Annotated in this window: 1 pseudogene; it reads left to right on the top strand. The window is 58.9% G+C overall.

Annotation, left to right across the window (positions count from 1 at the left end):
• Positions 1-122 precede the first annotated feature (122 nt).
• Positions 123-248 (top strand): annotated as a pseudogene (locus GSY69_RS14040) (IS3-like element ISAar45 family transposase); the annotation flags it as partial.

Below are 248 nucleotides of genomic sequence, written 5' to 3'. Positions count from 1 at the left end.
CGCTCTCGCGCTCAACAACCGGCCACGGAAAAGCCTGAACTGGCGCACTCCCGCGGAAGTCTTCGAGGAGCAGTTACGCTCGCTTCAACAACACGGTGTTGCAACGACCGATTGAGCCCAAGCAGTTTCGATCCCGGAAGTTCGTCCACGCCCTGAACCAGCATCACCTCATCGGATCCATGGGCCAAGTCGGTGCTGCCGGTGATAACGCGGCGATGGAATCCTTCTTCGCACTGCTCCAGAAGAAC

The sequence above is a fragment of the Brevibacterium rongguiense genome (assembly GCF_009857845.1).
GTDB lineage: Bacteria > Actinomycetota > Actinomycetes > Actinomycetales > Brevibacteriaceae > Brevibacterium > Brevibacterium rongguiense.
This window is presented reverse-complemented; position numbering and strand designations above follow the sequence as displayed.